The organism is Azotobacter beijerinckii, from assembly GCF_900110885.1.
Lineage (GTDB): Bacteria > Pseudomonadota > Gammaproteobacteria > Pseudomonadales > Pseudomonadaceae > Azotobacter > Azotobacter beijerinckii.
The window spans coordinates 1-4,024 of record NZ_FOFJ01000126.1; the positions used below are offsets into that span (position 1 = coordinate 1).

At 58.4% G+C, this 4,024-nt stretch carries 5 protein-coding genes and 1 pseudogene; 4 read left to right on the plus strand and 2 right to left on the minus strand.

The window, feature by feature from the left end; genetic code table 11:
* Window positions 1-457 precede the first annotated feature (457 nt).
* From pyrC to bfr, 4 genes are all read left to right on the plus strand, one after another.
* Window positions 458-1,504, plus strand: coding sequence for a dihydroorotase (gene pyrC / locus BMY22_RS22850; RefSeq protein WP_090625599.1), 1,047 nt, complete (start codon window positions 458-460; stop codon window positions 1,502-1,504).
* Complete coding sequence (gene rnt / locus BMY22_RS22855) at window positions 1,501-2,175, plus strand: ribonuclease T (RefSeq protein ID WP_090625601.1); 675 nt, start codon at window positions 1,501-1,503, stop codon at window positions 2,173-2,175. Before pyrC ends, rnt begins: the two co-directional genes overlap by 4 nt.
* Window positions 2,176-2,357: 182 nt before the next feature.
* Window positions 2,358-2,579: a bacterioferritin-associated ferredoxin gene (locus BMY22_RS22860; protein WP_090625602.1), complete on the plus strand. Its 222-nt coding sequence runs from the start codon at window positions 2,358-2,360 to the stop codon at window positions 2,577-2,579.
* A gap of 190 nt (window positions 2,580-2,769) precedes the next feature.
* Window positions 2,770-3,240 (plus strand): bacterioferritin, encoded by a 471-nt coding sequence (gene bfr, locus BMY22_RS22865; RefSeq protein ID WP_090625604.1) that lies wholly within the window; start codon window positions 2,770-2,772, stop codon window positions 3,238-3,240.
* 90 nt (window positions 3,241-3,330) lie between these two features.
* Here the strand turns inward: bfr and BMY22_RS22870 are convergent.
* Together BMY22_RS22870 and BMY22_RS22875 are read right to left on the minus strand one after the other, a co-directional pair.
* Window positions 3,331-3,513 (minus strand): annotated as a pseudogene (locus BMY22_RS22870) (DDE-type integrase/transposase/recombinase); the annotation flags it as partial.
* Window positions 3,514-3,750: 237 nt separating this feature from the next.
* Window positions 3,751-4,024: transposase domain-containing protein (locus BMY22_RS22875; protein WP_143068599.1), on the minus strand; the 274-nt coding region annotated here is incomplete at its 5' end.

The window sequence follows — 4,024 nt, forward strand, 5'->3', positions numbered from 1 at the left end:
GCCAGAATGTCGCTGATCTGGTTGATGCTGTAGCGCTTGTGGCTGAGCCCGATGGCATGGGTACGACGGCGCAAGGCTGGTTTCTCGGCATGCACGTAGGCCTCCATCAAGGCCTGGAGGTCAGTGTCGGAGAGGGGCGATACGAACTTCACAAGGGCGGTTCCAAGCGCTGCTGGGGCAAGGCTCCTATCATGCGGGAGAATTTACGTTCTGGTACTTAATCAGGAGAGCTGAAGCCTTCGGGAACGCCGGGGGCGGCTCAGATGCCGCGCTTTCGCTCGGGAGGGACGGCGAGTTTGGCCAGCGCTTGGGCCGGGAAGGCTACTTGAGCAGGCCGAGCAGATACTGCGCATGGGAGGAGGACGAACCGCAAGCCCCGAGAAGACTCAGCAGCAAGATGCTGCCACCAACCTTTTCCGGTAGGATGCACGACAGCCTTAATCTTCTGGAAGCTTCGATGTCCGATCGCCTGACCCTGCTGCGCCCCGACGACTGGCATATCCACCTTCGCGATGGCGCCGCTCTGCCCCGGACGGTGACCGACGCGGCGCGTGTTTTTGGCCGGGCCATCGTCATGCCCAATCTGGTTCCGCCCGTGCGCAACGCCTCCGAAGCAGAAGCCTACCGGCAACGCATCCAGGCTGCACGTCCTGCGGCCAGCCGCTTCGAGCCCTTGATGGCGATCTATCTCACGGATCGGACCAGTTCGGAGGATATCCGGGCTGCCAAAGCCAGCGGTTTCGTGCATGCGGCCAAGCTATATCCTGCGGGAGCCACGACCAACTCGGACTCCGGGGTTACCAGCCTCGACAGCATCTTCTCGGTACTGGAAGCGATGGCCGAAGTAGACCTGCCGCTACTGGTGCATGGCGAGGTGACCCACAGCGAGGTCGACGTGTTCGACCGCGAGATGCGCTTCATCGACGAGCACTTGGTCCGCGTAGTTGAGCGCTTCCCCACCCTGAAGGTAGTGTTCGAGCACATCACTACCCGCGATGCCGTACAGTTTGTGGAGGCCAGCGGTGGCAATGTCGGTGCCACTATCACCGCCCATCACCTTTTGTACAACCGCAACCACATGCTGGTCGGCGGCATCCGCCCGCACTTCTACTGCTTGCCGATCCTTAAGCGCCGCACTCATCAGGAAGCCCTGCTGGACGCCGCTACCAGCGGCAATCCAAAGTTCTTCCTCGGCACCGACTCAGCGCCACATGCCCGACACGCAAAGGAAGCGGCCTGTGGCTGTGCCGGCTGCTATACGGCCTACGCGGCCATCGAGTTGTATGCCGAAGCCTTCGAACAGCGCAATGCACTGGAAAAGCTGGAAGGCTTTGCCAGCCATTACGGTGCGGACTTCTACAACATGCCGCGAAACACTGATCACATCACGCTGATCCGCGAGGAATGGGTGGCGCCGACCGATCTAGCGTTTGGCGAGCACAGCCTGACTCCGCTGCGCGCCGGGGAGAAACTGCGCTGGCGCCTGCTGGAGGAAAATACGTGACCGAAGAACGCTTCGACGACATCCTCGAAACCCCCAGCTCCACCAGCACGTCACGCCATCCTATGGCGCAGCGCTTCCGTGGTTACCTGCCGGTCGTTGTGGATGTCGAGACGGGAGGATTCAACAGTGCAACCGATGCACTGTTGGAAATCGCAGCCATTACCATCGGCATGGATGAGCAGGGATTCCTGTTTCCCGAGCACAGCCACTTCTTTCGGGTCGAGCCTTTCGAAGGCGCCAATATCGAAGCAGCTGCCTTGGAGTTCACGGGTATTAAACTGGATCATCCACTGCGTATGGCGGTCGGCGAGGACCAGGCCCTGCAGGAGATTTTTCGCAGCGTACGCAAGGCCGTGAAATCCAATGGCTGCAAACGAGCCATACTGGTCGGCCATAATAGTAGCTTCGATCTGGCCTTCCTCAACGCCGCCGTGGCCCGTTGCGATGTCAAACGCAACCCCTTCCACCCCTTTTCCAGCTTCGATACGGCCACCCTGGCCGGTCTGGCTTATGGGCAGACCGTACTCGCCAAGGCATGCCAGAGTGCTGGCATCGCGTTCGATGGCCGCGAGGCGCATTCGGCGCGCTACGACACGGAAAAGACCGCAGAACTGTTCTGCGGAATCGTCAACCGCTGGAAAGAAATGGGCGGCTGGGTGGATTTTGCCTGAGCCAACATGCTGACTGACAGCACCCCCTCCCCTTGACAGTCAAAAGCCAAGAAAAAGCTCCTCGGTCGTTGCTCGGATCTGGAAGGCTTCGGAGCGACCAGCGGCCGGTAAAATATTTACAATCATTCTCATTAAGATTAGGATCTCACCATCAAGCTACTACTTGTCGAGCCGAGGCGCCTATGTACGTATGTCTCTGTCAAGGTGTTACCGATGGTCAGATCCGCAGTGCAATCCAGGGCGGCTGCTGTACCTATCGCGATGTGCGTATCGCTCTCGGTGTCGGCACCCAGTGCGGCAAATGTGCTTGCGTAGCCAAGCAGATTGCGAGGGAGACCCTTGGCGAAGAAATGCAGAATAGCCAAGATGCTAGTTTCTGCCCGGCAGTATTAGCCGCCTCCTGATTCGCCATGGAGGCTGGTCCTTGGCATCTCATTCCATTCTGCCCCCTTCTTTCCAGTCTTGCCAAAGCGATCCTTCATGCAATCGCACTGGAGAATTATTCTCCAATTGACTCAATCACTTAGCTTTTGACATATCCAGTCCGACGGACCAAACTGCCTTAATCGACATCCCGACTCGAAAGGAATGGACATGAAAGGCGACAAGATAGTCATCCAGCACCTCAACAAAATCCTCGGCAACGAGTTGATCGCGATCAACCAGTATTTCCTGCACGCTCGCATGTATGAGGACTGGGGCCTGGAGAAGCTCGGCAAGCACGAATACCACGAATCCATCGACGAGATGAAGCATGCCGATAAGCTGATCAAGCGCATTCTGTTTCTTGAAGGCCTGCCCAATCTGCAGGAGCTGGGTAAACTCCTTATTGGTGAAAACACCAAGGAAATGCTTGAGTGCGATCTGAAACTCGAGCAAGCGGGACTACCCGACCTAAAAGCTGCTATTGCCTACTGCGAGAGTGTCGGGGACTATGCTAGTCGCGAATTGCTGGAGGATATTCTCGAATCCGAAGAGGAGCATATCGACTGGTTGGAAACCCAACTGGACCTAATCGACAAGATTGGTCTGGAGAACTACTTGCAGTCGCAAATGGATGAGTAAAGCAAAAAAACGGCCGCAAAAATCTGAGTGCAACACCTAAGCATCTCGGCAAGGTGTTGCCATGCCTTACCACGAACTCGGCGTGGCAGAGCGCGCCGAGTGATGGATCAGCCCGCCCTGTACCGGCTGACGGACATACAGCGCCTGCTCCAAGGCATCCAGAACGAAGCCGGTACGCGCCGAACTGGAGACCTTCCAGCCGACGATCCGCCGGGCGAAGACGTCGATGACGAAGGCCACGTAGACGAAACCCTGCCAGGTCGACACATAGGTGAGATACCGTCGGCGAATTCAAAGCCCTCCAGGAGCCAATCGTGCGAATCGGGAGGTGCGTGTGATGGCCTGCCCGCGACCGTCCAGCCATTGGACGACCCTTGCCACATTGATGTCTACCGCTGCCAGTGTCTGCTGCAGCGCAGTTTTGGCCAGTCAGGTGTAGCGGCTGCGTCGCATGCCGAATGCTCGGTAAGTGATCCATGAACCCCGTCTGTTAACGGCCGAGCCGGTCTTTTACAGTGGCGCCGTCGGAGTGCAGTTCCACGGCAGCAGCGCCTCGTAGTCTTCGACGCTTTGCGCTGCCGGCAACCGCTCGAGGATGTGGCGCAGCCAGGCGTAGGGCTCCTGCCCGTTGGCCCTGGCGGTTTCCACCAGGCTGTAGAGCTGCGCGCTGGCCGTCGCGCCTTTGGGCGTGTCGCTGAACAGCCAGGCCTTGCGCCCGATGACGAACGGGCGAATAGCCCGTTCGGCACGGTTGTTGTCGATCGGCAGGTAGCCCGCCTCGGTA